Origin of the sequence: Kitasatospora sp. NPDC008050, assembly GCF_042957465.1 — a bacterium.
In the GTDB taxonomy this organism is placed as follows: Bacteria; Actinomycetota; Actinomycetes; order Streptomycetales; family Streptomycetaceae; genus Kitasatospora.
In genome coordinates this window covers 63778-89755 of the sequence record NZ_JBIBIJ010000021.1, presented here as the reverse complement: position 1 = coordinate 89755, position 25978 = coordinate 63778, and the positions used below count along the sequence as shown (strand labels likewise).

Here is a 25978-nt window from a genome sequence, read left to right as displayed (position 1 = left end):
TCAACATGTCCGGCCCGTCTCGCGATTGAACTCGAACACCGTCCAGATACTGCCCTTCACCAGCAGTACCACCTGCGCCGGATAGCGGGTCAGCCGCTGCGGCGCGTCCTTGTTGCTGCCGTCCGCGGCATCCACCTGGTGCCAGCCGCTGACGTCCACGCAGTCCTCGATCACGGCACGCTGCGGATTGCTGTTCAGATCGACGCTCTGGACCACCGGGGAAAGCACCGGCTTGCCGTTCATCACCATTTTGGCGTCGTGCAGGGATTGCAGGCTCGTCAGGATGTTTCCGAGCGCGGTTCCGCTGGAATAGATCCTTACTTGGGCCCCGTTCGGGTCAGCACCCGAGTACGCCGACTCCTGTGCCGCCCACCAGTCCTGGTAGGTCTTCAGCACCACCCGGCCGACCGCCCCCTGCGACCCGTCCAGCGGTGCCGGACTCCCTGCCGCAGCCCCCCCGTTCGGAGATCCGGCCGAGGCGGTCGGCGCATTCGAAGATCCGGCCGAAGGTGCGGCCACGGACCCGCCGGCCGATCCCCCACCGGCCACACTCACCGCACTGGGCACGGTAGTTGACAGACGCTCCGCCGCCCCCGGTGACCGCCCGGCGCAACCCGCCGCCGCGAAGAGCGTGAGCAGAACCGTCGCACCGACCCCGACCGCCCTCAGGCGTAACAAAGCCCTGCACCGGTGCATAGCCCCACCTAGTCGCGACCAACCGACCGTCGGCCGAAGTTGGCAGAAAACACCTGCCTGTTGCCGAAGTGCGGTGTGGGGCACGATTCTTCGCCAACCCAACCGCGTACGGCAACACCTTGGGCCCCTGACCTTACGCGGAAGGCGGATCCGTTGGAGCACTTTCGCGCCACAGAACAGCCAACAGTTCTTCAGAAACCGACAATCCGGCCAGCGCACCTCGCACAGCGGCCCGATTCCGCAGCAACAACCGGCCACCCGAAGGAGGGACGAGCAGCCTTGCCTCGATACCTGACGCCAGTTCGCCCCAGGCGAGTTCGGCGGCGACGGTCGGCTGAAACTCGGCCGGCGCGAGGGCGGGGGGTGCGCCCGGCACTCCGCGCTCCAGGACCCGGCCGAGCGCCCAGCTGAACGACCCCTCCGCGCCCGGCAGCACCGCCGAGCGCCCGCGGCGCCCCCCGGGGTAGGGGCCGATCCGCCCCCAGAGCGGCACCCGGGAGTGGACCAGCAGCTCGGCCACCCCCTGCTCGCCGTCCAGCCCGCCGATGGCCGCCCAGGTCTCGGGGGCGGCGACGGCGTCCACCAGCAGCAGGGCCTCCTCCTGGGCGCCGTGCACCATGGTGCTCACCACCCAGTCCCAGGCCAGCCCGCGCCGGTAGGCGTTGTCCGGCGTACTGCCCGCGGTGACCAGCGCCAGGCGCCGGCCGCGCGGGTCGGCGATCAGCTGCCCGAGCAGGCAGACCACCAGCCGGCGCCCCTCCTGCCGGGCGGCCGAGCTCAGCGCGGTCAGCATGGTGTTGGCATCCGCCTCGGGCGGCACCACGGTCACCCGGCAGCCCCGGTTGCCGGTGTCGAAGCAGACCGGGGGCAGCGCCTTGGCCAGCACCTCGGCTCCGTGCGCGGCCTGCGCCGAGCCGCCGAAGCTGCGCTCCGGCCCTCCGTTGGCACCGATCACCACCAGCTCGACGCCGCCGGCCGGGCCCGCCCCCAGGCCGCCCGCCCCCGCGCCGGCTCCCACACCCAGACCCGTCACTGCCGCACCCCTCTTCGCCGTACCCGTCCCCGCCGTGGCCCGTGCCCGTCGTAGCGGACGAGGCCATCCTGCACCCCGGAGCGCGGCCCGGCCCAGCTCCCGGCCCAGCACCGACCCGACGCAGGCCCGACGTACGGCCCGACGAAGGCTCGACGCAGGCCCGGCAGACGGCTTGAGCCCGCACCGGACCCGGGACCATGGGCCCTACTGACCACACCCCCGGCAGGCGCACCATCGGATCATGGACCGTGTCGACCGTATCGAGGATCTGAGCGAGGCCGAGTGCCTGCGGCTGCTCAGCACCGTGCCCATCGGGCGCGTGGTGTACACCGAGCACGCGCTGCTGCGGGTGCTGCCGGTCGGTTTCCAGCTCGACACGGACGGCCGGCTGCTGCTCGGGCTGCCGCCGGACGGCCAGCTGGCCCGGGCGCTCGACGGCACCGTCGCCGCCTTCCAGGCCGACCGGCTCGACGAGGTGGCCCGGACCGGCTGGAGCGTGGTGGTGCACGGCCAGGCCGAGGTGGTCCGCGACCCGGCCCGGCACACCGCCCTGCCGCACGGCGGCCCGCTGCCCTGGGTGACCGGACGCGAGCCGCTCCTCGTCGGCCTCACCGCCGAGCTGGTCACCGGCCACCGTCTGCTGCACCGACCGAGCCACCACCCAGCCGCCAACTGACCGATCGGTAGGGCTACGCTCCCGGGGACGGGCGGAAGGCCGTCCGCCCGTCCGAGCCCCCGACCGGCCTCAGGAGCACAGCATGACGACCTTCGCCACCCTTGACGAGCTGACCGAGGCGGTCGGCACCGTGCTGGGCAGCAGCGCCTGGCACACGGTGACGCAGGAGCAGGTCAACCTGTTCGCGGAGGCGACCGGCGACCACCAGTGGATCCACGTCGACCCCGAGCGCGCCAAGGCCGGCCCGTTCGGCGGCCCGATCGCACACGGTTACCTCACCCTCTCGCTGATCCCGCTGCTGGCCAAGGAGTGCTACGGCGTGGAGGGTGTCCGGATGGCCGTCAACTACGGTTCGGAGAAGGTGCGCTTCCCGGCCCCGCTGCCGGTCGGCACCCCGGTGCGGGCGACGGCCGAGCTGCTCTCGATGACCGAGGTGGCCGACGGGCGGCAGGCCGTGGTCCGGTTCACCATCAGCAGCGAGGCCAGCCCCAAGCCGCACTGCGTCGCCGAGACGATCACCCGCTTCTATGCCTGAAGCCGCTCCTGACCCGGCGGGCGCCGCGTCCTGACGCCCCGTCGGACCAGCGGCAGCGGCCGGTGCCGACACGCCTCGAACGGCGGGTGGATCACGCGATCCACCGCGCCCGGCAGCGTCGCCTTGGGTAGTCTCCCGATGAGGTGTTGATCGTATCGAGCGGGCGCCGATACCGGTGCCCGCTCGACGTGGTGCCCCTGACGTCCCTTCCTAGGAGGTGCCGTGCCCGGCTCCGTCCCCAGCTCGTCCCGCTTCACCGATCTTCGCGGTCTGTCGACCGCCGGCTGGCGACGGATGCGGACGGACGCTTTCGGCGCCGTGCCCACCGGCGCGCGCCTGGAGCGGATCCAGGGCAGCCCGAACTTCGTGGACGGCGCCTTCCGCAACCCGGTACCCACCCGCCGGCTGGTCTACGACCGCTCGCCGCTGGAGATCAGCCGGGCCCAGCTCACCTCGAACCGGGGCCGCCGGGTGCCCGCCCGGCCGATCCCGGTGCACCGGCTGCGCTCCGCCGAGCTGGCCGTGCCGCCGGCCTCGGGGCTGCGGCTGACCTGGCTGGGCCACGCCACCGTGCTGGCCGAGCTGGACGGCCGCCGGGTGCTCTTCGACCCGGTCTGGGGCGTGCGCTGCTCACCGTTCCCGGGGATCGGGCCCAAGCGGCTGCACCCGGTGCCGATCCGGCTGGCCGACCTCGGCCCGGTGGACGTCGTGGTGATCTCCCACGACCACTACGACCACCTGGACATGACGACGATTCGGGCCCTGATCGGCAGCGGCGCCCGGTTCGCCGCCCCGCTGGGGGTCGGCGCGCACCTGGAGCACTGGGGGGTGCCGGCCGAGCGGATCACCGAGCTGGACTGGTGGGAGTCGACCGAGCTGGCGGGCCTGACGCTGACCGCGACCCCCGCCCGGCACTACTGCAGCCGCGGCCCGCGCACCGACCCGCGGATGCTCTGGGCCTCCTGGGCGGTGGCCGGCCCCGAGCACCGGCTCTTCCACAGCGGGGACACCGGCTACTTCCCCGGCTTCACCCGGATCGGCGAGCTGCTGGGCCCGTTCGACGCGACGATGACCCAGGTCGGCGCCTACAGCCAGTTCTGGCCCGAGGTGCACATGACGCCCGAGGAAGGGGTGCGGGCGCACCAGGACGTGCGCGGCGGGCTGCTGCTGCCGATCCACTGGGCGACCTTCAACCTGGCGCCGCACCCGTGGGAGGAGCCGGCCGAGCGCACCATGGCCGCGGCCGCGGCACTGGGGGCCGCGGTGGCGGTGCCGCTGCCGGGCGCGCCGTTCGAGCCGGCCGAGCCGCCGGAGCAGCGCGCCTGGTGGCGCACGGTCGCCGGCCTGCCGGAGCCCGCCACCCCGCTCGTGCCCGCGACAGCCGCCGCGCCCGCGACGCCCACCGCACCGGCCGCCCCCGCCCACTCGCACGAGGACGAGGTCCCGGCCTGAGCCAGGGCCGCCGCACCGTCACCGGGCGGTGCGGCGGCGGCTGCGCAGCTGCCGCCAGGCCGACTGCTGCACCAGCAGGGTCAGCACCCCGGCGAGCACGATCCCCGACATGTTCAGCAGCAGCTGCACCGTCGACCCCCTGGCCTGCCCGAACTCCCCGTAGGCCAGCGCCACCGCCGCGTTGGCCGCCGCCGGCACGGTGGTGACCGAGATCGCCACCCCCACCAGCGCGCCCGACTTCGCGGAGGTCAGCGAGAGCAGCCCGGCGACCCCGCCCAGGAACGCGACCACCAGGGAGAGCGCGTCCGGCTGGAAGATGAACGAGGTGTTCGGCCGTGGCCCCTGGAACTCCGCCTCGGTGAAGAGGCCGAAGGCGTCCATCATCCAGGCGAACAGGATGGTCAGCGCGATCGCCACCGCGAACCCGCCGAGCAGCGCGGTGAGCGAGCGCAGCGCGGGATGGGCGCGCCGCTGCACCACGGCGACGCAGAACCCGGCCAGCGGCCCGAACTCGGGCCCCACCACCATCGCGCCGACGATCAGCACCGCGCTGTCCAGCACCACGCCGCAGGCCGCCAGCATGGTGGCCGTGACGATGAACGCCAGGTAGGTGTAGGAGAAGGCGGACTCCTCGTGGGTGACCTCGGTGACGGACTCCCAGACCAGGGCGTCCGAGCCCAGGCCCGGGGCCTGGCTCTCGGCCTCCCGGGCGGCCGCCGAGATGGACAGCTCCAGCGCGGAGACGTCGATCGCCCCCCGCTCGGGCAGTCCCAGTGCACGCAGTCCCGCCAGCAGCTCGTCCGCCGACTCCCGCGCCACGTCGCACAGCACGACGTCCCCGGGCGGGCGCCGGGCCGTGGCGGGCAGGGTGATGACGTGGGTGACGCCCAGGCAGTCGTCCAGCAGGTCGAGCACGGCGGGGAGCAGGCCGCCGGGGACGATCAGGCGCAGGTGCAGCACGAGGGACTCCCGAGGTTGCTGGTGAGTAACCCACCTCACAGTGCCGCCCGGGGCGTTCTGCCACTATGACCGCATGGCAGACGCACCGGCACGCGACCACCGGACGGCCCACGGTCCCGGCGACGGTCAGGGTCAGGCCGACCCCTTCGATCCCACCCCCGCGAGCGGGGTCCAGGTGGCCTCGTTCCAGGATCTGCTGCGGATCGAGGAGCTGGACGAGAACCTGTTCCGCGGCCACTGCCACGCCGGTGCCCCGCTGCGCGCCTTCGGCGGCCAGGTGGCCGCCCAGGCGCTCACCGCGGGCGGGCGCACCATGCCCGCCGGGCGCGGGGTGCACTCGCTGCACGGCTACTTCCTGAGACCGGGCGACCCCGGCCGCCCGATCGTCTACCAGGTGGAGCGGATCCGCGACGGCCACTCCTACGCCACCCGGCGGGTGACGGCCGTCCAGCGCGGCGAGGCGATCTTCACGCTGTCCGCCTCCTTCAAGCAGCCCGAGCAGACCCCCGGGCGCCAGCGCGTGATGCCGCCGGTACCGGGGCCCGAGGAGCTGCCCGACCCTTTCCCGCAGTGGGCGCGGGCCGACCCGGCCGACGTCGACCAGGCGGCCGGGTTCCACTCGCTGGACATCCGCTTCATCCCGCCGGATGCGCCGGGCATGCCGCCGGAGGCCGAGGGCATGCCGCAGCAGTTCGTCTGGCTGCGCAGCGGTTCGCCACTGCCGGCCGAGGACGGGCTGCTGCACGTCTGCGCGCTGACCTACCTCTCGGATCTGACGCTGGCCGCCACCACCGCGCTGCACCGCCAGCCGCACCGCTTCCAGCGCAGTGAGCCGCCGCCGGTCACGCTGGCCTCGCTGGACCACGCGATGTGGTTCCACCGGCCGTTCCGCGCGGACGAATGGCTGCTCTTCGCCCAGCGCAGCCCCTCGGTCTCGGACGGCCGGGGACTGGCGCTCGGTGAGTTCTACAGCCGGGACGGGCTGTTGGTCGCCTCCGCCGTGCAGGAGACCCTGGTGCGCGAGCGCCGGCCGCTGCCGCGCGGCTGACCGCCGGGGGCCGCCGGCCCCGGCGCGTCGGGGGCGGCCGCCGAGACTTCGCCGGAGATAGTGCGATATGCGGCATTCTCCCGCCGCACCGTCGCGGTGAGAGGCCCCCGATGACCCGTCAGCCCCCTGACAGCCCGGACCTCCTGGCGTCGCTCGCGGCCCCCGACCCGGTCCCACCGCCGCCGCAGGGGAGGCTGCCGACCGACCGGGTGGTCTTCGGGGTCAGCGCCGTGCTGGTGCTCGGCGTGGTCAGCTGGGGCGTCTTCGCCGAGAAGTCGCTGGGCCACGCCTCCAGCACCGCGCTCGGCTGGGTGCTGCACAACTTCGGCTGGCTCTTCGTGGTCGCCGCCGACGTCTTCCTGGTGCTGACCGTGCTGCTGGCGTTCAGCCGGTTCGGCCGGATCAGGCTGGGCCGCGACGAGGAGCGGCCGGAGTTCTCCACGCTGGCCTGGATCGCCATGATGTTCAGCGCCGGCATGGGCATCGGCCTGATGTTCTACGGGGTCGGCGAGCCGCTCCAGCTCTACGCCGAGCCGCAGCCCGGCTCCGGACTGACCGCACTGACCCCGGCGGCCGCCCGGTCCGCGCTGGAGTTCTCGCTCTTCCACTGGACGCTGCACCCGTGGGCGATCTACGCGGTCGGCGGCCTGGCGATGGCGTACACCACCTTCCGCAAGGGCCGGGGCAACCGGATCAGCGCGGCCTTCGTACCGCTGCTCGGCGAGCGCGGGGCGAACGGCTGGGCGGGCAAGGGGATCGACCTGCTGGCGGTCTTCGCCACCGTCTTCGGCTCCGCGACCAGCCTGGGCCTGGGCGCGCTGCAGGTGGCCGACGGCCTGGGCGTCATCTCCTCGGTGCACAACTCCCGGCAGCTGCAGCTGATCATCATCGGCTCGCTGACCGCCGCCTTCGTGCTCTCCGCCTTCTCCGGGGTGCACAAGGGGGTCAAGTGGCTGAGCACCGCCAACGTGGTGCTGGCCTCGGTCATCATGCTCTTCGTCTTCGTGGTCGGGCCCACCGTCTACGTGCTGGACGCCATTCCGGCCACCGTCGGCGGCTACCTCGCCGACCTGGTCACCATGGCCAGTCAGACCGGCGCCTTCACGGACGAGAAGTGGCTCGGCTCCTGGACCATCTTCTACTGGGCCTGGTGGCTCTCCTGGGCACCCTTCGTCGGCACCTTCATCGCGCGCATCTCGCGCGGCCGCACGGTGCGCGAGTTCCTGGTCGGGGTGCTGCTGGTGCCCAGCGGAGCCACCGTGGTCTGGTTCTGCGTGATGGGCGGCACCGCGATCCGGCTGAACGCCACCGGGCGCGCCGACCTGGTCGCCACCATCCCGCAGGGTCCGGAGGCCTCGCTCTTCGCGATGATGAAATCGCTGCCCTGGGGGTCGGTGAGCAGCGTGGTCTGCGTGCTTCTCGTGATGACCTACTTCATCACCAGCGCGGACTCCGCCTCGCTGGTGCTCGGCTCGCTCTCCAGCGGCGGCTCGCTGCACCCGCGCACCTGGCTGGTGGTGGTCTGGGGCGTGCTGATGGGCGGGGTGGCCGCCGCGCTGCTGCTGGCCGGCGGGCTGACGGCGCTGCAGAACGCGACCATCCTGGTCGCGCTGCCGTTCGTGGTGGTGATGCTGGGGCTCTGCCTGGCGCTGGTCAAGGAGCTGCGCCAGGATCCGGCGGCCGGGCCGTCGCGGTTCCACCCCGCGCACGGGCTGCGCGACGCGGTGCGGGTGGCGGTCGGTGACGCGCCGGACCAGGCACTGGCCGGGCAGGCTCCGCCTTCCGAGTGAATGCCGGGGGCACGCCGCGCGGGCACGGGCGGCGCGGGATCCCGTGCCGGCACTGGAATCTGACGCACCGACGGGCGCCGCGACGGCGCTGACGCTGCGTCGATGGGGCATTACTCACCGTCAGGTCCGTGACATGCTGGCAGCCGTCTGTCTGTCCAGTCGAAGGCTCACCGGTCATGTCCGTCCAGACGGTCGGCGCCCCCGCGTCCCCCTCCCGTTCCGGCCCGCACGGGCGGCGCGGCGCCGCCACCGGGATGAACAACACCAGCGCGGCCGCCGCGCTGGCCGGCAGCCAGTTCGGCGGCCACCCGGCGGTGATGCTGCCGATCTTCTTCTACGGCATGACGCAGCAGTTGCCGGCCGCCGCCGTCCCGGCCGTGCTCGGCCGCCGGGCGAGCGGGAGGTGAGCCGCCCCGGGTCGGGCACGCCGCCTGCCTCCGGGGCATCCGCCCAGGTGGGGGCGGGCTGTTTCGTGCCAAACCGCCGCATCCCACCGGTGCGGCGTTCACCCGTGTGTCGTCATCGTTTAACACCCGACTGGAATGCTCGAACCATGGACCACTCGTTGCCGCCGCTCCGCCGCCCGGTGGAGCCCCTCGCTCCGGAATCCCCGGACGCACCGGACGCCGTACGCTTCCCGCTGCCGCAGCGCCACCGGCGCTACCTCGCCTGCGCCGCGGTGGCCGCCTCAGTCGCGCTCGGCACGCTCGGCGTGGGCGCCACGGTGGAGACGCTCCAGCACCACACCGCGGTCACGGCGGCGGCCGCCCAGGCCCACTGAGCCGGGCGGCTCCTGGCGTCAGCCCCCCGGGCGGCCACGGGTGTCAGCCCCGGGCGGCCAGTCGCTCGTCCAGTTCCGCGAGGTCGCTGACGAACCAGATCTGGCTCCCCCGGTCGCACTCGCGGACGAAGTCCCGCAGCGCCGAACTCTCCTCGGTCCACCGCGAGATGTCGCCGACCACCGCGATGCCGACCCGGTACTGCGCGAACTTCTGCAGCACCTCACCGGCCACGCCGGTCCGCAGCCGGAAGAAGTCCTGGTGCCAGCGCGCCACCGGGACCGCCACCCACTGCGCCTGGCCGGCAGCCGCGTCACCGATCAGCTGCAGCGCATCCGGGACGCCGGACACGAGGTCCCCCTTCGGCTCGCAGACCAGCACGGCACCGCCGCTCATCTGATGGACCGTCATCCCACTCAACCTCTCTACTGCGGACTTGAGGACTGGATATCCGGCGCCAGGTCGCCGACCAGGCGCAGGATCTCGGCGCTGTCCGCCGCGCCGCCCAGCACGATGACCTTCATGGTGCGGCGCGCCTCGTCGCGCACCGTCTCCAGGCGCAGCGGCACCCGGTCCGGGCGGTGGGCGACGGAGGCGTGCAGCAGGGTGGCGAGCCGGTCCATCGCGAGGGCGTCGACGCCCTCGATCCGGATGATGCTCGACACCTCGATCTCCGGCGCCGTGGCGGCGGCCGGCACCGCGGTCGCGGCGTCGGCCGGAGCACCGGCTGCGGCCGCCGTGGCGGACCCACCGGTGAACGCCGCCAGATCCTGCGCCGCGATCCGGTACTGCTTGCCGATCCGGACAGCCTTCAGCCGCCCGTCCCTGATGTACGCGCGGACCGTGCGCACATGCAGGCCGAGCAGGACGGCGACTTGGTCGACGGAGTACATCTGCGGCGCCATTTCCTCGGCCCATCCTTCCCCAAACATCCCTATGCTGTCCAATCTAACAGCAGAACAGGGAGTGATAGGGACAGATGAGGGCGTAGGGGGTACCGGGAGGCGGCGGGAGGTGTCAGCGGCGGGAGTGGCGCCCGGTACTCGGCTCGCTGCCGAGTTCGAGCCGCGCGGCATAGCGGGCCGCCGGGGCGAGCAGCGTCCAGCCGGTGCGGGCGGCGCCCGGCTCGCAGCCGGCCGGGACGCTCGGCGCGGTCGGCGCGATCAGCCCCATCGCGTGCAGCAGGTCGAGCAGGTCACGGCGGAAGGCGGCCCGGTCGGCCAGGTGCGCCCGGCGCCAATGGGCGGCACGCGGGTCGTGCCCGTGGTCCTCGGTGTCGTACTCGTCGGCCAGGTCCCCGAGGATGCCGTCTATCAGCGCCTCGGCGATCGGCACGCCCGCGGGCGCGGGCTGCCGGGCGGGCGGCGCCTCCTCCTCGGGCAGCGGACGGAGCTCCTCCACCAGCCGCTCGACCAGCAGCAGCGCCACGTGCGCCAGTGGGCCCGGGCCGGGGAACCGCAGATCGGTCAACTCGCCCGCCGGGTCGAGCAGGGCGATCCCCTCGCAGCGGATCTCGGCGGTCAGCCCGAGGAAGTCCGCGAACATCGCGGCCTCGGCCGCGCGGGACTCCCAGAGCCACTCCCGCTCCAGCGGGGTCAGGTCGGCCAACAGCACCGCCGGCGTCTCGACCAGCCGGCGGCGGACCGCCACCGGGACGGTGGTACGGGGGGCCGGCGGATCCTGCGGGCGTGGTGGCCGGCAGCCGGCCACCACGGCGGCGGCCAGCTCGTGGTTGACGGACAGCCAGGCGGCCACGGGCGCCTGGGCCGTCCCGGGTATGGAGGGGGCGAGGACCTGCCACTCGGTCAGCAGCGCGATCGCCGCGCCGACCGCCTCCGGCCCGACGGCGACGGCATCGGCATCGGCATCGGCGACGGGCGCGGCATCCGGCTCCGCGACGGCAGCGGCTGCCGCTGCCGCTACGGCTGTGCCCGCGGCATCGCTCTCCCTGGGCGCGCCGGCGCCGTGCTGCGCGACCTGGGCCGCCAACTGCGCGGCGGGCCGGCGCGGCGGGCCGTCCAGCAGGACCGCGAGGAGCAGCGTCAGCGCGGCGTACTGCTCGGGGGTGCAGGGGTAGCCGTGCACGGTGAGGCGGCGCAGCGTCCCGGCGCCGAGCTCCGCCTTGCGCAGCCGGGCGAAGGAGTCGGTGACGGTGAGCGGGTAGCCGAGCAGCTCGGCGAAGCGGCCGGTGAGCCAGCCGGCGTGACGCCGGATCAGCCCGAACGCCTGGGCGTGCGGGCCGGTCGCGGTGACCAGCGGGTGCGCGAGCAGCATCCGTGCGGCGGCCCGGCGTTCGGCCGCCAGCGCGGCGGCGCGGCGGCTGTCGGCCCCCTGCGGGAGCGTCGCACCGGCCGGCGGCTCGGGCTTGCGGTGCCGGCCCGCGACGGCGGAGGGAGCCGGCGCGGGGGCGATCGCCAGCCGGCGGCCGCGCCGGGCGCGCGCCGACGAGCCGCCCGGCAGCACCGTGGCGACCTGCTGACGGACCGTCGGGCCGTGCCACCAGCTGGCCTCGGCGAGGTCGGCGCAGGCCGGCGTAGGAGTGGTGCCGACGTGCCGGGCGCCGTAGAGGCCGAAGGTGTTGGCGAACAGGTCGTGCGCCTGGTCCGGGGCGGCGGCGGCGAAGCTCCGGGCGAGCTCGTGCAGGCCCTCGGTGCGGTCGGGTCCGCTCGCGGGCGCCGGGCTCCGCCGCCCGGGCTCGATCGGCTGCCAGTCCGTCAGGGTCAGTGTCACCTCGCCCCCGTAGGCCGGCTGCGGGCCCGGGCCCGCTTCGGTGCCGCCGCCGGAAGCCGGCGGGGGCGTGGTGGCGGGTGGCCTGGTGTCGCCGGCGGGGAGGGTCAGCAGGTCACCGGCACCGGTGGGCAGATCGGTACCCGCCAGCCCTCCGCCCCCGCCCACGCGCCCCTCCGCCGTGCTGTCCCGCGGCCGTTGGCCGCGCGGCTCGTCCGTCCCGCTCGATCGTGTCGGGACACAGCCTAAGACACCGGAGCGAGGTGACGGCGCAGGCTCGGAGAGTCTCCCGGCAGTTGGCCCCGGGACCGTTACCCGGCGGCCGGGCCCGGTACCATGGCCGACCGTTACGCACGAGTAGTACGCGTGGGTAACCGGCTCTTCCGGTGTCCGCCCCGGTCGCCTATCGTGCCGGACATGCTGAACCTGACGACCGCCACCGCCCCCCGGGCCGCCACCGCCCGCCGGGCCCGCGGCCTGCTGACCGCCTTCGCCGCGACCGCCGCCACCCACCTGGGCTCGCTGCTGACGGACGTCAAGGTGGTCGAGCAGGTCACCAAGCCCGCCCTGATGCCGCTGCTCGCCACCCACGCCGTCAGCTCGGCGGCGCCGGACCGCGCGCCGCGCCTGCTCACCCCCGCGCTGCTGGCCAGCGCCGCCGGGGACGCGCTGCTCCAGGTGGACAGCGAGCCGGCGTTCCTGGCCGGCATGGGCGCCTTCGCCGGGGCGCACATCTGCTACGTGACAATGTTCGCCAAGCAGGGTGCGCTGACGGACCGTCGGCGCACCGCGCTGGTGGCGGCCGGGTACGGCCTGGCCTGGGCGGTGATGATCAGCCAGCTCTGGCCCGGCCTCGGGGAGCTGAAGGCGCCGGTGGCGGGCTACAGCCTGCTGCTCGCCGCCACCGCCGTGACCTCGGCGGGCCTGGGCCGGCGCGGCGGGTTCGGCGGCGCGCTCTTCCTGCTCTCCGACACGCTGATCGCCACCCGCCTGGCCGGCTGGCGCGAGCTGCCCGGGCACGAGTTCTGGATCATGTCGACCTATCTGCTGGCCCAGTACCTGCTCGCCACCGCCGCCCTGAAGTCCATCCAGGATTAGGCCCGGACGGCTGCAGGCCCCGGACGGCTACAGGTCGAGGTCCACCACCACCGGGGTGTGGTCGGAGGTGCCCTTGCCCTTGCGCGCCTCGCGGTCGACGTAGGCGTCGGTCACCGCGCCCTGGAAGGCCGGGTTGCCGTAGACCAGGTCGATCCGCATGCCGCGGTTCTTCGGGAAGGCCAGCTGGCGGTAGTCCCAGTAGGTGTAGGGCCGGTCGTACTTGAGCGGGCGCGGCATGACGTCCGCCAGGCCCGCCTCGCGCAGCTCGGCCAGCGCGGCGCGCTCCAGCGGGGTGACGTGGGTGGCGCCCACGAAGTCGGCGAGGTCGTAGACGTCCTCGTCGGTCGGCGCCACGTTGAAGTCGCCGAGCACGGCGAACGGACGCTCACCGGCCGCGTCCGCCCGCACCGAGTCGCGCAGCGTGGTGAGCCAGTCGAGCTTGTAGCGGAAGTGCGCGTGGCCGACCTCGCGGCCGTTGGGCACGTAGACCGACCAGACCCGCACCGGGCCGCAGGTGGCGGCGATGGCGCGCGGCTCGATCACCGGGAGCATCGCGTCGTCGGCCAGGTAGCCCGGCTGCTCGGGCAGGTCGCGCACCACGTCCTCGAAGCCGATCCGGGAGACGATGGCCACCCCGTTCCACCGCCCGGTGCCGTGCGCCTCGGTCTCGTAGCCGAGGGCGCGCACCTCCTCGTAGGGGAAGGCGTCCGCGGCGCACTTCAGCTCCTGCAGGCAGAGCACGTCGGGCTTCGCGCTCTCCAGCCACTCCAGGAGCTTGGGCAGCCGCGCGGTGACGGAGTTGATGTTCCAGGTGGCGATGCGGACGGTCACGAGCAGGCCTTCCAGCGGGTACGGGGGGACGGATGCCGGGCCCCAGGGCGTGGCCGGCACCCGTCCCGAAGATACCTCCCGGCACCGACAGCACCTTTATCGCGTTGTGACCCGAAGATGAGTTACTGACGAGTAGTCAATGATGGACCACCAGCCCCCGGAGCCCCCATGCCCACCCGCCGGCCCCGCCGCGCCGCCGCACTCGCCCTGGCCACCGCGCTGCTCACCGCCGCCCCGCTCGCGCTCGCCCCGGACCTCGCCCAGGCCGCCGGTGCGGGAGGCGGCCAGCGCGCCCAGGCCGCCCCGAGCCTGCGCTTCACCGACATCCCCGGCGCGGACGGCGTGATCCTCAAGGGCAACGTCTACGAGCCCGGCGACGGCGCCGCGCACCACCCGCTGCTGGTCCTGCCGGCCAGCTGGTCGATGAACGACGCGGAGTACCTGGTGCAGGCCCGCCGCCTCGCCGAGGCGGGCTACGTGGTGGTCAGCTACACCCCGCGCGGCTTCTGGGGCTCGGGCGGGCAGATCTCGGTGGCCGGGCCGCAGGACACCGCCGACGCCTCACAGGTGATCGACTGGGCGCTCGCCCACACCACGGCCGACCCGGCCCGGATCGGCATGGCCGGGGTCTCCTACGGCGCCGGGATCAGCCTGCTGGCGGCCGCCAAGGACAGCCGGGTCAAGGCGGTCGGCGCGATGAGCGGCTGGGCGGACCTGGCCGAGTCGCTCTTCGGCAGCGAGACCCAGCACCTGCAGGCCGGCGACGTGCTGACCGTGCTCGGCTACCTGACCGGCCGTCCCAGCGCCGAGACCCGCCAGGAGCTGATCTCCTTCTTCGGCAGCGACCAGCCGAGCGAGGCGCAGCTGCGGGCCTGGGCCGCGCAGCGCTCGGTGTCCACCATGGTCGACCGGATGAACGCCAACGGCACCGCCGTCCTGCTGGCCAGCGCCTGGGGCGACAGCATCTTCCCGCCCAACCAGCTGACCGACTTCTTCCAGAAGCTGACCGGCCCCAAGCGGCTGGAGCTGCGCCCCGGCGACCACGCCACCCCCGAGATCCTGGGCCTGGCCGGCCTGCCCAACGACGTCTGGACGGACACCAGGAGCTGGCTGGACCACTACGTCAAGGGCGTCGACAACGGCATCGACCGCGCCCTGCCGGTGCACATCGAGCCGCAGGTGCAGGACGGCTACGAGGACTACCCGAGCTGGTCGGCCGTCAGCTCGCACACCGCCGCGCTGCCCCTGGGCGCCCGGGACGGCTGGAACACCGGCGCGCTGGGCCAGGGCGCGGGCACCGGCTGGCAGACCACCATCACCACCGGCGTCCCCTCCGGAGCGGGCGCGGGCACGGTCTTCCTCAGCAGCCTCGCCGAGCAGTTCCTCAAGGTGCCGCCGCTGGTCTCGGTGCCGTTGCTGCCCCGCCCGTTCGCCGCGGTCTGGCAGTCGGCGCCCGCGACCGGCACCGAGCAGGTGCGCGGGACGGCGCGGGTCCACCTGTCGGTGACGCCGAGCGCCGGCCAGGGCAGCCTGATCGCCTACCTGTACGACGTGAACGCGCTGGGCGTGGGCAAGCTGATCACCCAGGCGCCGTACACCTTCCTGGACCGCGCCCCCGGCCAGGCCTTCGACGCGGACTTCGCGCTGATGGACACCGCCTACGACGTCCCCGCCGGGCACCGCCTGGCGCTGGTGGTGGGCACCGTCGACCCGATGTACATCACCCACAACCCCGCGGGCGCCCGGCTGGCCTTCGGCTCCCCCGCGGGCGATCCGTCCCGGGTCTCGGTGCCGCTGCGGTGACCGCCCTCTGGTAGCGCGAGGGGGTGAACCCGGGCGCCGCGCGCGGGTGTGGCAGGGCCGGTGTGCCGCACCCGCGATAAGGCTGTCCCGACGGCCCGTCCACCCGGACGGCCGCCGGAGCGGAGATGAGGTGCGGATCGCATGCGGCTGCGGCGCTCGGCGGAGGCGGCCGGGCCGACTCCACGGTTGGACGTGGGCCGGGCCGCCGAGCGGGGCGCCGTCGCCCTGGACGGACGGCTGCCGTTCCTGGACGCCGCCAAGGGGCAGCTGCGCAAGGTCTTCCCCGACCACTGGTCGTTCCTGCTGGGCGAACTGGCCCTGTACAGCTTCGTCCTGCTGCTGCTCACCGGCGTCTACCTGACCTTCTTCTTCAAGCCCACGATGGGCGAGGTGGTCTACGCCGGCGGCTACGCGCCGCTGCGCGGGATCCGGATGACCGAGGCCTACGCCAGCACGCTGGACATCAGCTTCGAGGTGCGCGGCGGGCTGCTGGTGCGGCAGATCCACCACTGGGCCGCGCTGGTCTTCGTGGCCGCGATCGGCGCGCACCTGCTGCGGATCTTCTTCACCGGCGCCTTCCGCCGCCCGCGCGAGGTCAACTGGCTGATCGGCCTGACGCTCTTCCAGCTCGCCCTGGTGGAGGGCTTCGCCGGCTACTCGCTGCCCGACGACCTGCTCTCCGGCACCGGGCTGCGCACCGCGCAGGGCTTCATGCTGGCGGTCCCGCTGGTGGGCAGCTACCTCGCCTTCTTCGCCTTCGGCGGCGAGTGGCCCGGCACCGACATCGTCTCGCGGCTGTACACCACGCACATCCTGCTGCTGCCCGGGCTGCTGGTCGCCCTGGTGACGGCCCATCTGATCCTGGTCTACCACCTCAAGCACACCCAGTGGGCCGGCCCCGGGCGCACCGAGCGCAACGTGGTCGGCAAGCCGATGTTCCCGCACTTCGCCACCCAGACCGGCGGGCTGCTGGCGATGGTCTGCGGGGTGATCGCGGCCCTGGCAGCGCTGGCGCAGATCAACCCGATCTGGAAGTACGGCCCCTACCGGGCCGACCAGGCCTCCACCGACGCCCAGCCGGACTGGTACATGGGCTTCCTGGAGGGCGCGCTGCGGCTGATGCCGGGCACCGAGACCCGGCTGTGGGGCCACACCATCGCGTGGAACCCGCTGCTGCCCGCGGTGGTCTTCCCGCTGGTGCTCTTCGGGGCGCTGTACGCCTACCCCTTCCTGGAGCAGTGGATCACCGGCGACCACGGCGAGCGGCACCTGTGCGACCGCCCCCGCGACCGCCCCGCCCGCACCGCGGTGGGGGTGGCCGCGATGACGGCGTACGCGGTGCTGCTGCTGGCCGGCGGGCAGGACGTGCTGGCGCTGGTCTTCCACCTCTCGGTGGACTCGCTGGACTGGGTGCTGCGGGTGGCGCTCTTCGTCGCCCCGGTGCTCGCCTTCTGGCTGACCCGCCGGCTCTGCCTGGCCCTGCAGGAGCACGACCGCGACCGCTTCACCAGTGGCTCGGCACCCACCGGGTTCGTCCGCCAGTCGGTGGAGGGCGGCTACGAGGGCGAGCACGAGGCGCTGGCCCCGGTCCAGCGCCACGTCCTGACCCTGCACAACCGTCCGGCACCGGTGCGCGCGGCCGGCCGCGGGCCCGGGCCGCGGGTGCGCGCGGCGCTCAGCCGCTGGTACTACCGCGACCGGATCGAGCTGCCCAGCGACCCGGAGGCCGAGCAGGAGTGAGTCGGCGCGGACACTCGCACGGACACGGACACGGACACGGGCACGGACACGGACACGGGCACGGGCTCAGCGCTCGGCACGGCTGCGCTTGACGGTACGGAAGCGGCGGGCGACCGCACGCGCCAGGTCGGCGGCGCCGATCAGACCGGCCTCGTTGCCGAGGGCGGCGCGGGTGAGCTGGGCCTCGGGGCGGAAGCCGCGGCCGGTCAGGGTGCGCCGGAAGGCGTCCTGGGCGGGGGCGAGCAGCAGGTCGCCGGCGGCCGAGACGCCGCCGCCGATCACGAAGCGGCCCGGGTCCAGCGCGGCGGCCAGGTTGGCCAGGCCCACGCCCAGCCAGGTGCCGATGTCGTGCAGCAGCTCGACCGCCATCGGGTCGCCGGCCTGGGCGGCCTCGGTGACCAGCGGCCCGGTGATCGCCGCCACGTCACCACCGGCCCGGGCCAGCAGCGGCTGGGCCACCGGGGACTCGGCGACCGCCAGCTCGCGCGCCTCGCGCACCAGCGCGTTGCCCGAGGAGTACTGCTCCCAGCAGCCCCGGTTGCCGCACGGGCAGCGGTGCCCGCCGGGGACCACCTGCATGTGGCCGAACTCGCCGGCCAGCCCGTAGCGGCCGCGGTCGACGTAGCCGTGGCGCACCACCGCGCCGCCGATCCCGGTCCCCAGGGTGATCATCACCAGCAGGTCCTCGCCCCGGCCCGCGCCGAAGCGCCACTCCGCCCAGGCGGCGGCGTTCGCGTCGTTCTCGACCACCACGGGGAACTTCAGCCGGTCGCTGAGCGCCTCGCGCAGCGGCTCGTCGCGCCAGTTCAGGTGCGGGGCGAAGAGCACCCGGGAGCGGTCGTAGTCCACCCAGCCGGCCGCGCCGATGCCCACCGCGTGCACGTCGTGCCGGTCGGCCAGCTCCAGCACCAGCTCGACGATGACGTCCTCGACCACCTTGGGGCTCTTGCTCTTGTGCGGCGTCTCGGTGCGCAGCTGCTCGACGATCTTCCCCTCGCCGTTCACCACCCCGGCCACCACCTTGGTGCCGCCGATGTCGATGCCGATGGTCGGCAGCCGCAGCACGCCGGCCGGCAGGGTGCGGCGGCGGTCCGCGCCGTACCGGTCGAGCCGGCGCTGACCGAGGCCGCGCTGGCCGAGACCCCGCTGGCCGAGACCGAGCAGCGCGGGCAGGACGGGTTGGCCGGTGCGGCCGTTGGGCTGGGTCACGTTGGAACGATACGCCGCGCCGATCGCCCGGGCGCGTGCTGAGACGCCGGTCCCGGGCCACCCACCATGTGCCGGCCGGTCTCAGGCGGATGTCAGACTAGGAGGCTGGAACACGGCGAACGTCCAGCTGCACGTGATCTTCCTCTCAGGTTCCGGTCGGCTACGCACGAAACCGGGCCCACGTTCATGCCGTCGTTCTTGTATACGTCCACCCCAGCACGTCGTTAGGCACCGGGCATCGCCAGGTCCGGGCGGCCCCAGCAATTCGGATACGAGAGACATTGATGCAACTGACAGGCCAGCCCTTCCTGATCCTCACGATCATCCTGGTCCCGGTGTCGCTCCTGGTGACCCTGGTGCTCTGGGGACGGGTCGGCGGACCCAAGCCGGTCCAGCTGCTGGCCCGGCTGGTGATGCTGCTGTTCTGCCAGGTGACGGCGGTGGCCATGATCTTCGTGATGGTCAACAACGCCAACATGATCTACGGCAGCTGGGACGACCTGCTGGGTGACGGTGGCCACATCAGTTCGGTGCCCAACGTGCCGGCCGCGGCTGCGGGGGCGAACGGCGCGAGCGCGAACGGGCAGCCCGGCAACGACGCGGCCAAGCCGGCCCGCAGCAAGGTGATCCAGCAGTTCAAGCCGGTGGACGACCCGCTGGTGCCCAAGGACGTGCAGACCACCGACCTCAAGGGTGCGGTCTCCGGGGTCGACGGCGAGGTCAACGTCTGGCTGCCGCCGCAGTACAACGACCCGGCGTACAAGAACACCAACTTCCCGGTGGTCGAGCTGTTCCCCGGGTTCCCCGGCTCCTCGAAGACCTGGTTCGGCTCGCTGAAGGTCTCCGAGCAGCTGGCGCCGCTGATGAAGTCCGGCCAGGTCACCCCGTTCATCCTGATCTCGCCGCGCACCCAGCTGATCAGCACCACGGTCGACACCGGCTGCGCCAACGTCCCGGGCAAGGTCAACGCCGACACCTGGCTCTCCACCGACGTGCCGCAGATGATCCTGGACAACTTCCGGGCCGACCCCTCGCCGAACGGCTGGGCGGTGGGCGGCTTCTCGGCCGGGGCGGCCTGCGCGGACCGGATGGCGCTGCTGCACCCCGACCGCTACCGCGCCGCGGTCAGCCTCTCGGGCTACAACGACCCGCACTCACTCACCTCCTCGCTCACCGCGAACGACCCGCACCTGCGCGAGACCTCCAACCCGCTCTACATCCTCAAGCACGCCGCGACCCCGCCGAACCTCGCGCTCTACCAGAGCGGCGACCACGGCGACGGCTACGAGGACGGGCAGGCGCTGGCCACCGCCGCCAAGCCGCCGACCACGGTGAAGGTGGTGCTGACCACCGGTCCGCACACGCCCTCGCTGTGGCGCCCGATGGTGCCGGACGTCTTCAAGTGGCTGACCACGATCATCCCGGCGCCCAGGCCCTCCGCCTGAGCGACAGCACCCGCGAACAAGCAGGCCCCCGGACCACTCGGTCCGGGGGCCTGCTTGTTCGCGGCGGCTGACGGCCGGTCAGGCCAGCTCCAGGGCCAGGTAGAAGTCCACCCGGTCCTCCAGTCGCGACAGGTCACGCCCCGTCAGCTCCTCGATCCGCCCGATCCGGTAGCGCAGCGTGTTCACGTGGACGTGCAGCTGGGCGGCGCAGCGGGTCCAGGAGCCGTCCGAGCGCAGGAAGGCCTCCAGCGTGCGCACCAGGTCGGCCTGGTGCTCGATGTCGTAGGCGATCACCTTGTCCAGCAGCCGGCTGCGGAAGGCCCGGCGCACCTCGTCCGGCACCGCGGCCAGCAGCAGGACGTGCGAGGCCAGTTCCTCGGGACCGGCCACGCAGACCCGGCCGACCCGGGCGGCGGCGATCCGGCGGGCGTGCCGGGCCTCCTCCAGCGCGCCGCGCAGGCCGCCGGCCTCCAGCGCGGGGGCCGAGACACCGAGGGTGATCCGGCCCGCCGAGCCGAGCCCGGCCTCCAGCGGGCCGAGCAGCTCGCGCAGCGCGTCGGCGGGCACCGCGGTGGCCGGCGCGGGCAGCACCACCACCGCGCCGGTGCCGGCACCGGCCACCAGCGCGCGGTCCGAGGTACCGGTCAGCGCCTCCTCCAGGATCGAGCGCACCGCCCCCTCGGGCAGGCCGGTCCCCTCGGCGCTGAGCACCAGCCAGGAGCCCTCCGACGCCACCGGGCCCGGCTCCGCGCCCTCGTACCGGGTGGCCATCGCCGAGGAGGCGTACAGGGCGCGGCTGATCTCGGCCGGGTCGGCGTCGCGCTGCAGCAGGGTCAGCACCTCGTCGGCGATCCGGCGGCGCAGCCGGCGGCCCTCGTCGCGGCGGTCGCGCTCGGCGGCGACCAGGCGGGCCAGGTTCTCGGCCAGCTGCTGGCGCTTGGTGGTCCACTCGGTGACGTCGCCGGCGACCGCGAGCACCCAGTCCGACAGGGCCGCGCCCTCCTCCGGGCGGGAGGTGGCGGGCAGCAGTGAGTAGGAGCCGGAGGCCAGCCGGGCCCGGTGCGGGGGGCGGCGGCGCTGGCGCTGGGCGGCCAGGTGGGCGCGGACCAGCTGGTCGCGGTCCTCGGCGCTCAGGTGCTCGACCGGCCCGGCGATCACCCGCCCGGTGGGGGTGAGCACCCAGCAGTCCAGGTCGAGGTCCCCGCCGAGCAGGTCGAGCACCGCGTCCAGCCCGCCGCCGCCGGCCGCCGAGACCAGCATCCGGTGCCGGTCCACCAGGGCGGCCAGGTCGGCGGCGCGGTCGGCGGAGACCTGGCGGCCGATGAACTCGGTCAGGGTGGAGAAGGCGATGTCGTCGGGGACGGCCAGCAGCGGCATCCGGTGCCGGCGGCAGGCCTCGATCAGGTCCTCGGGGACCGGCCCGACCTCCGCCTCACCGGCCGCCAGCGCCACCGCCCCGCCGGCCGCCAGCGTGCGCACGAAGCGCTCGGAGTCCTCGGGCGCGGTGCGCCAGAGCATGCCGGTGAGCACCAGCTCGCCGCCGTGCAGGTAGCGGCCCGGGTCGTTCAGGTCCGTGGTCATGACGCCGCTGACCTGACGGTCGAGCTCCTCCTCGGCGGCGAGCAGCCGCAGCCTCGGGGCGCCGGGGGCGAGCAGGTCACGGACACGCATCCGCAGACTCCTTCGTCTGAACTGGGGCGGATCAACTGGGGACGGACCAACTAGGGCTGGACCAACTGGCTTCGGGTTACTGGGTGGTAGCTGGGCGAGGGTCGCAGGGCTGGGGTTCGGCTGAACGGCGGCTGGGACGGTCCGCGCGGGTCGGGGGGTCACCATATGCCCGATTCCCGGACCTTCGGTGGTACGTCTCAGCGCTGCGCGAGGTCACGGGGTGTCGCGGGGCCGTCACGGCCGGATCACGGCCGGACGTGGCGGCCGGCAAACCGCTCAGCAGGGCATTCGCCGTCCTTAGAGGAACGTACAGGATGCCGGGCGGACCCGGCGCGGGGGCTTCATGCCATCGGTGACTGCCTGCGGGCACCAGGTCGGCGGTTCACTGGCCACACGCCGCCGGACACACCCCGGTGACCAGGACGCGACACCACGGCGACGCCGAGGTGACCGGTTCCGCTCCCCGGAGGTTTGGGAGACCGTACGGCCGTGTCAGAAGGCCCGGCCCGCGGTTCCCGGGGCACAGTGCCCAAAGGTTCGATCGGCGACGACTTGAGGAGACACCCGCATGGAGTTCCTGCGGCCCGCAAGCTGGGACGAGGCGCTCGCGGTGAAGGCTGAGCACCCGACCGCGCTGCCCATCTCGGGTGGCACGGATGTGATGGTCGAGATGAACTTCGACGTCCACCGGCCATCCGCGCTGCTCGACCTGAACCGCGTCACCGAGCTGACCGAGTGGTCGATCACCGACGGCGTGGTCAGGCTCGGGGCCGCCGTGACCTACGCCCGGATCATCGCCGAGCTGGCCGGACCGCTGCCGGGCCTGGCGCTGGCCTCGCACACCGTCGGCTCGCCGCAGATCCGCAACCGGGGCGGCGTGGGCGGGAACCTGGGCGGCGCCTCCCCCGCCGGCGACGCGCACCCCGCGCTGCTGGCCGCCGGCCGCGACGTCTTCGTGGAGGCCGCCTCGGTGCGCGGCACCCGGCTGATCCCGATCGACGAGTTCTACGTCGGGGTCAAGCGCAACAGCCTGGAGCGGGACGAGCTGATCCGCGCCGTACACATCCCGGTGGCGGACGGCCCGCAGCAGTTCTCGAAGATCGGCACCCGCAACGCGATGGTGATCGCGGTCTGCGCCTTCGGCTTCGCGCTGCACCCCAAGAACCACACCGTCGGTACCGGTATCGGCTCGGCTGCCCCCACGCCGCGCCGCGCCGTGGAGGCGGAGGAGTACCTGCAGGGCGTGCTCGCCGAGCGCGGCCTGTGGGAGTCCGGCGAGCTGCTGGGCGCCGAGGTGACCCAGCGCTTCGGCGAGCTGGTCAAGGCCGCCGCCTCCCCGATCGACGACGTCCGCGGCACCGCCGACTACCGCCGGCACTCGCTGGCCGTGATGGCGCGGCGCACCCTCACCTGGACCTGGAACGACTACAGCAAGCAGATCAGGAGCGCGGCATGAGGGTGACTTTCACCGCCAACGGCAAGCCGGTCGAGGCTGACGACGTGTGGGAGGGCGAGAGCCTGCTCTACGTGCTGCGCGAGCGGGTCGGCCTGCCGGGTTCGAAGAACGCCTGTGAGCAGGGCGAGTGCGGCTCCTGCACGGTCTACCTGGACGGCACGCCGGTCTGTTCCTGTCTGGTGGCGGCCGGCCAGGTGCAGGACCGCGAGGTGCGCACGGTCGAGGGGCTGAGCGAGGAGAACGGTGAACTGGGCCTGGTCCAGCAGGCGTTCATCGACGCCGGGGCGGTGCAGTGCGGCTTCTGCACGCCGGGTCTGCTGGTGCAGACCGACGCGCTGCTCGACCGCTCCCCGCAGCCCAGCGACACCGACATCCGGGAGGCGCTGAGCGGCAACCTGTGCCGCTGCACCGGCTACGAGAAGATCATGGACGCGGTGCGGCTCGCCTCCGCCCGCACGTGCCAGAAGGTGGGGACGGCCGAATGAGCGCGCGCACGATCCGGGGGCAGAAGAACCTCCAGGACATCACCACCGGCTCCCCGGACGGCATCGGCGGCTCCCCGCTGCGGCCGGACGGCACGCTGAAGGTCAAGGGCGAGTTCGCCTACTCCTCGGACATGTGGCACGAGGACATGCTCTGGGGCATGGCGCTGCGCTCGCCGCACCCGCGCGCCACCATCCTCTCGGTGGACATCTCCGAGGCGCTCAAGACCCCGGGCGTCTACGCGGTGCTGACCCACGAGGACATCCCGGGCGCCAAGTACTACGGCCTGGAGATCCAGGACCAGCCGGCGCTGGCGATCGACAAGGTCCGCTACCACGGCGAGGCGATCGCGCTGGTGGCCGCGGACCACCCGGAGACCGCCCGCCGCGCGGTGAAGAAGATCAAGGTCGAGTACGAGGTGCTCACCCCGATCACCACCGAGGAGCAGGCGCTCAACCCCGAGGTGCACGGCTACGTGCACGAGCCGCACGAGTACAAGTCGCACGGCTCGGGCAACATCTGCCACTCGCAGAAGCTGGTCTACGGCAAGGGCGTGACCGACGAGGTCAAGGCGCTGGCCGACGTGGTCGTCAAGGGCGTCTACGAGGTCGGCATGCAGGACCAGGCCTTCCTCGGCCCGGAGTCCGGCCTCGCGGTGCCCGCCGAGGACGGCGGCATCGACCTCTACGTGGCCACCCAGTGGCTGCACGTGGACCGCCAGCAGATGGCCCCGGTGCTCGGCCTGCCCGAGGAGAAGGTGCGCCTGACGCTGGCCGGCGTCGGCGGTGCGTTCGGCGGCCGCGAGGACCTGTCGATGCAGATCCACGCCTCGCTGCTGGCCCAGCGCACCGGCAAGCCGGTCAAGATCGTCTACGCCCGCGACGAGTCCTTCTTCGGCCACGTGCACCGCCACCCGGCCAGGATGAGCTACGAGCACGGCGCCACCCGGGACGGCAAGCTGGTCTACTCCGACGTGCGCCTGGTGCTGGACGGTGGCGCCTACGCCTCCGCCTCACCCGCCGTGGTCGGCAACGCGGCCTCGCTGGGCAACGGCCCCTACAACATCCCGAACGTGCGGATGGAGGCCATCGCCCTCTACACCAACAACCCGAGCTGCGGCGCGATGCGCGGCTTCGGTGCGGTGCAGGCCTGCTTCGGCTACGAGACCCAGATGGACCGGCTCGCCGTCGAGTTGGGCATGGACCCGGTGGAGCTGCGCCAGCTGAACGCGATGTCGGAGGGCGACTACATGCCCACCGGGCAGCAGATCGACTCCCCCGCGCCGGTGGCCGAACTGCTGCGGCGGGTCAAGGACATGCCGCTGCCGCCGCCGCTGGACCTGGACAACCTGGACATCCGCGAGCTGCCCGGCGCGCTGTCGAACACCTCGCACGGCGAGGGCATCGTGCGCGGCATCGGCTACTCGGTGGGCATCAAGAACGTCGGCTTCTCCGAGGGCTTCGACGACTACTCCACCGCCCGGGTGCGCCTGGAGGTGATCGGCGGGGAGCCGGTGGCGATGGTGCACACCGCGATGGCCGAGGTCGGCCAGGGCGGGGTCACCGTGCACGGCCAGATCGCCCGCACCGAGCTGGGCGTGGAGAAGGTCACCATCCACCCGGCCAACACCGAGGTCGGCTCGGCCGGTTCCACCTCCGCCTCGCGCCAGACCTACATGACCGGCGGCGCGGTCAAGCTCGCCGCCGAGGCGGTCAAGCAGGCGCTGATCGCCAAGGGCCGCAAGCGCTACGGCTGGACACACTCCGACCTCGACCTGGTCGGCGGCAAGGTGGTCTCCGGCTCGCAGGGCGCGCTGGTCTCGATGGTCGACCTGCTCGGCGACGAGGCGATCGACCTGACCCGCGAGCACCACCACCGCCCCACCGTCGCGTTCGACAAGGAGACCGGGCAGGGCTTCGGCCACGTCCAGTACACCTTCTGCGCCAACCGCGCGGTGGTGGACGTGGACGTGGAGCTGGGCCTGGTCAAGGTGGTCGAGCTGACGGCGGCCCAGGACGTCGGCAAGGCGCTCAACCCGCTCTCGGTGATCGGCCAGATCCAGGGCGGCTGCACCCAGGCGCTGGGCCTGGCAGTGATGGAGGAGATCATCGTCAAGGACGGCAAGGTGCGCAACGCCTCCTTCACCGACTACCTGATCCCCACCATCCTCGACGTGCCGCCGATCCCGGTGGACATGCTCGAACTGCCCGACCCCAACGCGCCGTACGGACTGCGCGGGGTCGGCGAGGCACCCACGGTCTCGGCCACCCCCTCGATCGTGGCAGCCATCCGGCAGGCCACCGGCCTGGCGCTCAACCGGATCCCGGTCCGGCCCGAACACCTCACCGGGACGCTCTGATCCCGGTGCCCGACCTCCCCGGGGCGGCGGCCAGTCTTCCCCCGCCGCTCCGGGGCCGCACCACCAGGAAGTACCACGTGCACCACCTTCCGCTGCCTCTCCCACGCCGGGGCTCTGCAGCGGTGCGCACCACCCCACGCACCGCAGGCACCACAGAGTGCACCTCGTGAGTCGAACAGTCCCCCTC

At 73.3% G+C, this 25978-nt stretch carries 23 protein-coding genes; 14 read left to right on the top strand and 9 right to left on the bottom strand.

The window, feature by feature from the left end; translation table 11 throughout:
• Together ACFZB9_RS31385 and ACFZB9_RS31380 are read right to left on the bottom strand one after the other, a co-directional pair.
• Positions 1-399: a hypothetical protein gene (locus tag ACFZB9_RS31385; RefSeq protein ID WP_391452823.1), complete on the bottom strand. Its 399-nt coding sequence runs from the start codon at positions 397-399 to the stop codon at positions 1-3.
• Positions 400-829: 430 nt separating this feature from the next.
• Positions 830-1729: a hypothetical protein gene (locus ACFZB9_RS31380; RefSeq protein ID WP_391452821.1), complete on the bottom strand. Its 900-nt coding sequence runs from the start codon at positions 1727-1729 to the stop codon at positions 830-832.
• Positions 1730-1970: 241 nt separating this feature from the next.
• Between ACFZB9_RS31380 and ACFZB9_RS31375 the strand changes: the two genes are divergently transcribed.
• From ACFZB9_RS31375 to ACFZB9_RS31365, 3 genes are all read left to right on the top strand, one after another.
• The gene (locus ACFZB9_RS31375) at positions 1971-2405 is read left to right on the top strand and encodes a pyridoxamine 5'-phosphate oxidase family protein (protein WP_391452819.1); all 435 of its coding nucleotides are present in this window, start codon (positions 1971-1973) and stop codon (positions 2403-2405) included.
• A gap of 82 nt (positions 2406-2487) precedes the next feature.
• Positions 2488-2940, top strand: a complete 453-nt coding sequence (locus ACFZB9_RS31370) for a MaoC family dehydratase (protein ID WP_391452817.1) — start codon at positions 2488-2490, stop codon at positions 2938-2940.
• Positions 2941-3162: 222 nt separating this feature from the next.
• Positions 3163-4392, top strand: coding sequence for an MBL fold metallo-hydrolase (locus ACFZB9_RS31365; protein ID WP_391452815.1), 1230 nt, complete (start codon positions 3163-3165; stop codon positions 4390-4392).
• 18 nt (positions 4393-4410) lie between these two features.
• Here the strand turns inward: ACFZB9_RS31365 and ACFZB9_RS31360 are convergent, their stop codons facing one another.
• Positions 4411-5352 carry a DUF389 domain-containing protein gene (locus tag ACFZB9_RS31360; RefSeq protein ID WP_391452813.1) on the bottom strand — a complete coding sequence of 314 codons (942 nt, stop codon included), beginning with the start codon at positions 5350-5352 and terminating at the stop codon, positions 4411-4413.
• 73 nt (positions 5353-5425) lie between these two features.
• Here ACFZB9_RS31360 and ACFZB9_RS31355 point away from each other — a divergent pair, with 73 nt between their 5' ends.
• The 4 genes from ACFZB9_RS31355 (at position 5426) to ACFZB9_RS31340 (ending at position 8971) form a co-directional block, all read left to right on the top strand.
• Positions 5426-6400: an acyl-CoA thioesterase gene (locus tag ACFZB9_RS31355; protein WP_391452811.1), complete on the top strand. Its 975-nt coding sequence runs from the start codon at positions 5426-5428 to the stop codon at positions 6398-6400.
• A 110-nt stretch (positions 6401-6510) separates the two neighbouring features.
• Positions 6511-8190, top strand: coding sequence for a BCCT family transporter (locus tag ACFZB9_RS31350; RefSeq protein ID WP_391452809.1), 1680 nt, complete (start codon positions 6511-6513; stop codon positions 8188-8190).
• A 176-nt stretch (positions 8191-8366) separates the two neighbouring features.
• On the top strand, positions 8367-8597 hold the full coding sequence (locus ACFZB9_RS31345) for a hypothetical protein (RefSeq protein ID WP_391452807.1): 231 nt from the start codon (positions 8367-8369) through the stop codon (positions 8595-8597).
• Positions 8598-8743: 146 nt separating this feature from the next.
• On the top strand, positions 8744-8971 hold the full coding sequence (locus ACFZB9_RS31340; protein ID WP_391452805.1) for a hypothetical protein: 228 nt from the start codon (positions 8744-8746) through the stop codon (positions 8969-8971).
• Positions 8972-9014: 43 nt separating this feature from the next.
• Here ACFZB9_RS31340 and ACFZB9_RS31335 read toward each other — a convergent pair whose 3' ends face one another.
• From ACFZB9_RS31335 to ACFZB9_RS31325, 3 genes are all read right to left on the bottom strand, one after another.
• Positions 9015-9380, bottom strand: a complete 366-nt coding sequence (locus ACFZB9_RS31335; protein ID WP_391452803.1) for a DUF4180 domain-containing protein — start codon at positions 9378-9380, stop codon at positions 9015-9017.
• Positions 9381-9394: 14 nt separating this feature from the next.
• Positions 9395-9874 carry a helix-turn-helix domain-containing protein gene (locus tag ACFZB9_RS31330; protein ID WP_391452801.1) on the bottom strand — a complete coding sequence of 160 codons (480 nt, stop codon included), beginning with the start codon at positions 9872-9874 and terminating at the stop codon, positions 9395-9397.
• A 112-nt stretch (positions 9875-9986) separates the two neighbouring features.
• Positions 9987-11864 (bottom strand): DUF2398 family protein, encoded by a 1878-nt coding sequence (locus ACFZB9_RS31325; RefSeq protein ID WP_391452799.1) that lies wholly within the window; start codon positions 11862-11864, stop codon positions 9987-9989.
• Between the two features lie 249 nt (positions 11865-12113).
• Here ACFZB9_RS31325 and ACFZB9_RS31320 point away from each other — a divergent pair, with 249 nt between their 5' ends.
• Positions 12114-12794, top strand: coding sequence for a lysoplasmalogenase (locus ACFZB9_RS31320; RefSeq protein WP_391452797.1), 681 nt, complete (start codon positions 12114-12116; stop codon positions 12792-12794).
• 27 nt (positions 12795-12821) lie between these two features.
• Here ACFZB9_RS31320 and ACFZB9_RS31315 read toward each other — a convergent pair whose 3' ends face one another.
• Entirely contained in the window at positions 12822-13625 is an 804-nt protein-coding gene (locus ACFZB9_RS31315) for an exodeoxyribonuclease III (RefSeq protein ID WP_391452795.1), read from the bottom strand.
• A 168-nt stretch (positions 13626-13793) separates the two neighbouring features.
• Between ACFZB9_RS31315 and ACFZB9_RS31310 the strand changes: the two genes are divergently transcribed.
• Both ACFZB9_RS31310 and ACFZB9_RS31305 read left to right on the top strand, forming a co-directional pair.
• Complete coding sequence (locus ACFZB9_RS31310) at positions 13794-15428, top strand: CocE/NonD family hydrolase (protein ID WP_391452793.1); 1635 nt, start codon at positions 13794-13796, stop codon at positions 15426-15428.
• A gap of 141 nt (positions 15429-15569) precedes the next feature.
• Entirely contained in the window at positions 15570-17168 is a 1599-nt protein-coding gene (locus ACFZB9_RS31305) for a cytochrome bc complex cytochrome b subunit (RefSeq protein WP_391452791.1), read from the top strand.
• A 66-nt stretch (positions 17169-17234) separates the two neighbouring features.
• On the opposite strand, the gene ACFZB9_RS31300 is transcribed toward ACFZB9_RS31305, so the two are convergent.
• Positions 17235-18332: an ROK family glucokinase gene (locus ACFZB9_RS31300; RefSeq protein ID WP_391452909.1), complete on the bottom strand. Its 1098-nt coding sequence runs from the start codon at positions 18330-18332 to the stop codon at positions 17235-17237.
• Positions 18333-18661: 329 nt separating this feature from the next.
• Here ACFZB9_RS31300 and ACFZB9_RS31295 point away from each other — a divergent pair, with 329 nt between their 5' ends.
• Positions 18662-19822, top strand: coding sequence for an alpha/beta hydrolase (locus ACFZB9_RS31295; RefSeq protein WP_391452789.1), 1161 nt, complete (start codon positions 18662-18664; stop codon positions 19820-19822).
• Positions 19823-19900: 78 nt separating this feature from the next.
• On the opposite strand, the gene ACFZB9_RS31290 is transcribed toward ACFZB9_RS31295, so the two are convergent.
• Positions 19901-21493, bottom strand: coding sequence for a PucR family transcriptional regulator (locus tag ACFZB9_RS31290; RefSeq protein WP_391452787.1), 1593 nt, complete (start codon positions 21491-21493; stop codon positions 19901-19903).
• A 568-nt stretch (positions 21494-22061) separates the two neighbouring features.
• Here ACFZB9_RS31290 and ACFZB9_RS31285 point away from each other — a divergent pair.
• From ACFZB9_RS31285 to pucD, 3 genes are read left to right on the top strand one after another with little or no spacing between them, the layout of a single operon-like run.
• Complete coding sequence (locus ACFZB9_RS31285) at positions 22062-22949, top strand: FAD binding domain-containing protein (RefSeq protein ID WP_391452785.1); 888 nt, start codon at positions 22062-22064, stop codon at positions 22947-22949.
• On the top strand, positions 22946-23434 hold the full coding sequence (locus tag ACFZB9_RS31280) for a (2Fe-2S)-binding protein (protein ID WP_391452783.1): 489 nt from the start codon (positions 22946-22948) through the stop codon (positions 23432-23434). The genes ACFZB9_RS31285 and ACFZB9_RS31280 overlap by 4 nt, the downstream gene beginning before the upstream one ends.
• Positions 23431-25791 (top strand): xanthine dehydrogenase subunit D, encoded by a 2361-nt coding sequence (pucD, locus tag ACFZB9_RS31275; protein WP_391452781.1) that lies wholly within the window; start codon positions 23431-23433, stop codon positions 25789-25791. Before ACFZB9_RS31280 ends, pucD begins: the two co-directional genes overlap by 4 nt.
• Positions 25792-25978 lie beyond the last annotated feature (187 nt).

Coding starts and splice junctions, on each gene's coding strand:
- ACFZB9_RS31280 (WP_391452783.1), top strand. CDS start 22,946: ATGAGGGTGACTTTCACCGCCAACGGCAAGCCGGTCGAGGCTGACGAC.
- ACFZB9_RS31330 (WP_391452801.1), bottom strand. CDS start 9,874: ATGGCGCCGCAGATGTACTCCGTCGACCAAGTCGCCGTCCTGCTCGGC.
- ACFZB9_RS31310 (WP_391452793.1), top strand. CDS start 13,794: ATGCCCACCCGCCGGCCCCGCCGCGCCGCCGCACTCGCCCTGGCCACC.
- ACFZB9_RS31350 (WP_391452809.1), top strand. CDS start 6,511: ATGACCCGTCAGCCCCCTGACAGCCCGGACCTCCTGGCGTCGCTCGCG.
- ACFZB9_RS31290 (WP_391452787.1), bottom strand. CDS start 21,493: ATGCGTGTCCGTGACCTGCTCGCCCCCGGCGCCCCGAGGCTGCGGCTG.
- ACFZB9_RS31305 (WP_391452791.1), top strand. CDS start 15,570: ATGCGGCTGCGGCGCTCGGCGGAGGCGGCCGGGCCGACTCCACGGTTG.
- ACFZB9_RS31335 (WP_391452803.1), bottom strand. CDS start 9,380: ATGACGGTCCATCAGATGAGCGGCGGTGCCGTGCTGGTCTGCGAGCCG.
- ACFZB9_RS31285 (WP_391452785.1), top strand. CDS start 22,062: ATGGAGTTCCTGCGGCCCGCAAGCTGGGACGAGGCGCTCGCGGTGAAG.
- ACFZB9_RS31370 (WP_391452817.1), top strand. CDS start 2,488: ATGACGACCTTCGCCACCCTTGACGAGCTGACCGAGGCGGTCGGCACC.
- ACFZB9_RS31340 (WP_391452805.1), top strand. CDS start 8,744: ATGGACCACTCGTTGCCGCCGCTCCGCCGCCCGGTGGAGCCCCTCGCT.
- ACFZB9_RS31320 (WP_391452797.1), top strand. CDS start 12,114: ATGCTGAACCTGACGACCGCCACCGCCCCCCGGGCCGCCACCGCCCGC.
- ACFZB9_RS31345 (WP_391452807.1), top strand. CDS start 8,367: ATGTCCGTCCAGACGGTCGGCGCCCCCGCGTCCCCCTCCCGTTCCGGC.
- ACFZB9_RS31355 (WP_391452811.1), top strand. CDS start 5,426: ATGGCAGACGCACCGGCACGCGACCACCGGACGGCCCACGGTCCCGGC.
- ACFZB9_RS31295 (WP_391452789.1), top strand. CDS start 18,662: ATGCAACTGACAGGCCAGCCCTTCCTGATCCTCACGATCATCCTGGTC.
- pucD (WP_391452781.1), top strand. CDS start 23,431: ATGAGCGCGCGCACGATCCGGGGGCAGAAGAACCTCCAGGACATCACC.
- ACFZB9_RS31375 (WP_391452819.1), top strand. CDS start 1,971: ATGGACCGTGTCGACCGTATCGAGGATCTGAGCGAGGCCGAGTGCCTG.